4 protein-coding genes are annotated in these 4,786 nt (G+C 49.2%); 3 read left to right on the top strand and 1 reads right to left on the bottom strand.

The window, feature by feature from the left end:
- Window positions 1-674: ABC transporter permease (locus tag VN105_RS00095; RefSeq protein ID WP_325636710.1), on the top strand; the 674-nt coding region annotated here is incomplete at its 5' end.
- A 39-nt stretch (window positions 675-713) separates the two neighbouring features.
- Here VN105_RS00095 and VN105_RS00090 read toward each other — a convergent pair.
- A complete protein-coding gene (locus VN105_RS00090) occupies window positions 714-1,976 on the bottom strand; it encodes a hypothetical protein (protein ID WP_325636708.1) in 1,263 nt (420 codons plus the stop codon).
- Window positions 1,977-2,075: 99 nt separating this feature from the next.
- On the opposite strand from VN105_RS00090, the gene VN105_RS00085 reads away from it, so the two are divergent.
- Together VN105_RS00085 and VN105_RS00080 are read left to right on the top strand one after the other, a co-directional pair.
- Window positions 2,076-2,501, top strand: coding sequence for a thioesterase family protein (locus VN105_RS00085; protein ID WP_325636706.1), 426 nt, complete (start codon window positions 2,076-2,078; stop codon window positions 2,499-2,501).
- A 126-nt stretch (window positions 2,502-2,627) separates the two neighbouring features.
- The coding region (locus VN105_RS00080) for a glycosyl hydrolase family 95 catalytic domain-containing protein (protein ID WP_325636704.1) at window positions 2,628-4,786 on the top strand (2,159 nt) is incomplete at its 3' end.

Genomic DNA, 4,786 nt, shown 5'->3' with positions numbered 1-4,786 from the left:
GTCTTATTAACCCCGTGTGCAAAACAATAACCATGTGGGGACGACAGCGAAAGATAGCGGGGGTAGTAAAAGATTTTAATTTTGAATCGCTTCACCAGGAAGTAAAGCCATTCGCCATCCGGCTGGACCCATTACAAACTTACCGGATCCTCGTTAAAGTAAAGATGGGAAAAGACAAAGAAACGGTCCGGCAAATAAAACAGGTTTATCAGCAATATGATCCGGGATTCCCTTTTGATTATAAATTCCTGGATAAGGAATACCAGGCGCAATATGCCACCGAAGGCCGCGTAGCTGTATTATCGAAATATTTTGCAGGACTGGCCATCCTGATATCCTGTCTGGGACTGTTTGGCCTGGCTGCATTTACGGCGCAAAGAAGACGTAAAGAGATTGGTATCCGGAAAGTGCTCGGAGCATCAGCCGCCAGTGTACTCCTCATGCTATCGCGCGATTTTGTAAAACTGGTACTGGTAGCAGTATTGATCGCATTTCCTTTGTCGTGGTGGATCATGAACCACTGGCTCAATGGATTTGCCTACCGCATTCATATTGGCACAGACGTATTCCTGATAGCAACAATTTCCACTCTTCTCATTACTATATTCACCATCAGCTTCCAGGCAATAAGCGCCTCACTGACAAATCCCGTTAAAAGCCTGAAGTCAGAATGATCGTATCCATAAATGCAGTCAACAGCGCTCGTGCTTCATTTACTCCAGCACCAGCCTGATCTCGTTATTCCTTTTCATATCAGTGCTCAGGTTCAGCGTTTTTGATTCCTTCCCGAACCTGATGCGCAGCTCCGCGGTATTGGGCGGAATGGAACCCAGGTTATCGGCGGTAAACAATAATATATTTTCACCGGGCTGCAACCGGATAGCAATTTGCTGCACTGCCTTTTTTACAGGGAAACCGGTAACGATCCACTGCCCGTTTAACCGCAGGGAAATACTATCGCCGTCCTGGATCCTGGTATCTTTCAGTTCCAGTATGATATCTGCCGTGCGCACGGGTATGGTGGCTACCGGTACTGCCGTTCTTTTGATCACGTTACTGGTGATGGTATCTGCGGTGCTATTAGTATTTGCGTGGTAAATGTTCGCCACCAGGAAAGTGGCCCAGGCATTGGAGCGGTCGCTGAAATCAAAACCATATGGCCGGCCGTCAATGACAGTACGTATACGGCCGGTATTGGGAGGAAGCCCGCCATAGTTATCAGCAAACAGTACAAAGTAGTTACTGCCGGTATCCAGCCTGGCTTTCAGGCGCCGGTTATGATCGTTGATCTGCTCTCTTGCGAAAATAGTTTTGCCATTATGAAGGAGGGTAATGGTGTCTTCATCATATTTCTCCTGGTCGTCAATTTCGAGTGGGATTTCACTGTCTTTTGACACGATGCTGTCGTAAATACCAAAATAGACCTGGCTGATTTCCGGGTGCATGATCCGTTGTATACTTGAATCCGGTAAGGGTTTATTACCGCTTTTCGTCAGTTTGAATTTCCCGTTGTACAAAAAGTTACGCAGCGCCACTTTCGACTGCTCATAAATTTCATCTCCTTCATCCAGGCCCCGCATCCAGAAGCTGGCTTTATTGATCCACATGCGGCTGAGCGCAATCGTATCATGCCGGTAATCCATGGTGCCATTGAGATACCACATCCAGATGCCGAGTTTAAACGGGGTTTCTTTCAGCGGAAATTTATTGCGTCCTATTCCCAGCTGATCATCACTCTTTTTTGCCAGCAACAGTTCATAGATGCCGGTAAATTCTCCGTACTGCAGGGTGATCACTGCAGGATACAACACGCCCTGCCGGGCTTCGCCGATATGTAGCTGCATATTGATGGGCGTTCCTACTCCCCACGGGCGGAGGGATGCTTTCCAGGTACCTGTCCATTTATCGGCCTGTGCACCGGCCGTACAGGTGATAGCGGTTAACAATACAATTATTAGCAGGAATTTCACTTTCAAGATGGTGTAGTCATTTATGATTCACAATTTAATACTATTTTGGGCGGGCAACAGCGAATTGAAGATCGCGGTCCGAAAATAATAAAATTTAAACAGATCATGGAATACACAAAGGAGTACGTCGCAAAAGAAGAACATATCGATGTCCAGGATATTATGGATGGCCTGTATTACCCATTTTATATGGAGTATTGCCGACATGATTATATAAGGGAAATACTTGGATTTGATTTTGAAGAACAGGCCAGGAATGGTGTTCATATGGTGTTGTCGGGTTATAAGATCCAGTTTTTGAGATCCCTGAAAAAAGGAGATCGGTTCACCGTTACCTGTACTTTATTCGCAGATCCTTCCGGCGGGCCGCGGCTGCATTTCAAACAATCCATTATACTGAACGGAAAGGTGATGACAAAAGCAGTATTTACCGGCACCTGCGTACCTGCTACCGGTGGCCGTCCTTATTTACCGCCATCCGTTACAGAGAAAGTGACCGGTGCGCCGGTGCTCGACAGTGCCGACGCTTAAACATATGTTCTGCCAATATTTTAAACGCAAAGCGCCTTTCATACCGGAAGGCGCTTTGCTTTTGCTGTAAAGTATTAATTTTTTAAGGTAAATTGTTACTGCTATATTCATTACTAAACAGAACAGATGAACAAACTTATTGCGGCACTGTCGCTTTCCCTGCTGGCATTGAGCAGCATGGGGCAGTCGTCTCCACACGATCTGCAATTCAACCGCCTGGCTCCCCGCTGGGATGAAGCCATCCCACTTGGCAATGGTTTACTGGGCGCCCTTATATGGCAGAAAGAAGATCACCTGAGATTTTCGCTGGACCGGGCCGATCTTTGGGACATGCGGCCGATGAAGGGATTGCACCGAAAGGAATTTAGTTACCAATGGGTGATAAACCAGGTACATAAAAAAGATTACAAGCCGGTACAGGAATATTTTGATGCGCCTTACGACCGCGAAGCCGCCCCCTCAAAGATTCCAGGCGGTGCGCTGGAATTTGACACCAGGAACTGGGGCGCGGTACAATCGGTTCATCTCACCCTTTCCAACGCCGTATGCGAAGTTACCTGGGCCGGCGGCACCCGTCTCCAAACCTTTGTAGACGCAGTAAAACCAGCGGGATGGTTCCGTTTTGAAAACGTGGACGATCATTTTATGCCGCAACTGCTGGCGCCGCAATACCAGGGCGCTGTAAAAAACTCCGGCGATCCCGTGGGTGGCGACGACCTCTCCCGGCTGGGTTATAAACAGGGCAGCATTGTACAAAACGGCAACAGCATTACCTACCGGCAGGAAGGATGGGGCGGATTTACCTACGAGATCAATGTGCGCTGGAAGAAGATCAATAAAACCACGGTAGAAGGCGTATGGAGTATTTCCTCCCAATATCCCGGGAAGCCCGTGAACGAGCCCGCAGCGAAGGTTACCGCCAAAGTTGCCGCCCGCGATTTTAACCGGGAACTGGCGGCGCATAGCAGTTGGTGGCAACGGTTCTGGGGGCAGTCGGCCATACATGTTCCGGATACACTGCTCGAAAAACAATGGTACCTGGAGCAATATAAATTTGGCTCCGCCGCCAGGAAAAATGCACCGCCCATTTCCCTGCAGGCGGTATGGACCGCTGACAACGGCCGCATTGCGCCCTGGAAAGGCGACTATCATCACGATCTTAACACCCAGCTCAGTTACTGGCCCTCCTACAGCGCCAATCATCTTGATGAAGCGATGGGCTATATCAATCACCTCGAAGCCAATAAAGCTAACTACCAACGCTATACGAAAATGTACTTCGACGCCGGTGGCATTGCCGTACCCGGCGTTACTACCCTTGATGGCACCGAAATGGGCGGATGGATCCAGTATTCACTCTCTCCTACCGTATCGTCCTGGCTGGCCCAGCACTATTACCTGCAATGGCGCTACAGCATGGACAAACAGTTCCTGAAAGAAAAAGCTTATCCCTGGATAAAAGGCGCTGCCGCCTTCCTGGAAACCATTACGGTAAAAGATGCCGGCGGCCACCGCAAACTGCCCATCAGCTCCAGCCCTGAAATAAATGACAACAGCCTGGAAGCGTGGTTCCCTCAAAACACCAACTACGACCTGGCCCTGATGAAATTCACTTTCAGCAAAGCCGCGGAACTGGCTGCTGAATTAGGTTTAACCAAGGAAGCAGCACACTGGCAACAGATACTGGAACAATTCGGTGGCTTTGCACTCACCTCCCGCAACGAATTGATGTTTGCCCCAGGCATGGCTTATAACCAGTCGCACCGCCACTTTTCACACATGATGGCCATTCACCCGCTGGGACTTATCAAATGGGAAGACGGTCCCGATGCACAGGCCATCATCAGCAACACCATACACCTGGCCGACAGTATAGGGCCGGATTACTGGTGCGGCTATTCCTACGCCTGGATGGGTAATCTCAAGGCAAGGGCGAAAAACGGCGACGGCGCTGCGAAAGACCTGCAGATATTTGCCCGCGCATTCTGCTCGGTGAACAGCTTTCACCTGAACGGGGATCAAACCAGATCCGGCTTATCGAAATTCCAGTACCGGCCTTTTACGCTGGAAGGCAACTTTGCCTTTGCGGCGGGACTGCAGGAAATGCTGCTGCAAAGCTATGCGGGTTTTATTGAGATCATGCCGGCCATACCCTCCGGCTGGAATAAAGTATCATTTGAAAAACTGCGCACAGAAGGCGCCTTTCTCGTAAGCGCCAGAAAAGATGGCAACCAGGTGGATGAAGTAAAAATAGTAGCGGAAAAAGGTGGAAAAACCCGGTTAAA

Source organism: Chitinophaga sp. (assembly GCF_035564935.1).
GTDB lineage: Bacteria > Bacteroidota > Bacteroidia > Chitinophagales > Chitinophagaceae > Chitinophaga.
The sequence above is the reverse complement of the archived record's forward strand: the minus strand, read 5'-3'. Positions and strand labels throughout refer to the sequence as shown.